At 65.8% G+C, this 558-nt stretch carries 1 protein-coding gene; it reads right to left on the reverse strand.

The annotated features are described in order from the left end of the window. Positions 1-558 (reverse strand): IS110 family transposase (locus DNK06_RS25045; protein ID WP_165496320.1); only part of this gene is annotated, 558 nt, incomplete at both ends.

Consider the following 558-nt stretch of genomic DNA (forward strand, 5'->3'; position numbering starts at 1 on the left):
GCGCGCGCTTTGCTCCAACCGCTTGGTCTGCTGCAGGATGCGACTTCCCAGGAACGCCCATTCTGCCTGCAGGTCGGCAAGCAGCTCGCGTAGAAGCTCAGGCAGTGGCAGCGTGGCATCCTCCAGGATCCGGTTCACGCGCTCGGCGAGCGCCGTAGCCCCTTGCGGTATCGCCAGGCCATGCTCGAGCAGCAGGCCGCGCATCTGATTGCCCAGCGCCGTACGCCGCCGCATGTAGCCCTGCCTGACCCGATGCACCGCCTGCATGGCCAGGGCCTCCACGCTTTTCACCGGCACGGCGTGGATGGCCTGATCGCGTCCTGCGCGCAATATTGCCAGGGCATCGTTGCGATCGTTCTTGGCACCACTGCGGTGGTCGGCGACGCGCTGTGCCGGTAACACACGCACCAGGCAGCCCAGAGCCTGTACCTGTCGAGCCCACGCCTGTGCACCTGGCCCGGTTTCCATCAGAACAGTTGCGCCCCTGGCTATCGTGCCCAGCAACGCCGAGAACGCATCGCGCGACTTGATGCGCTGCTCGTATACCAATTGCCCGTG

It is taken from the genome of Phytopseudomonas daroniae (assembly GCF_004327285.1).
In the GTDB taxonomy this organism is placed as follows: domain Bacteria; phylum Pseudomonadota; class Gammaproteobacteria; order Pseudomonadales; family Pseudomonadaceae; genus Aquipseudomonas; species Aquipseudomonas daroniae.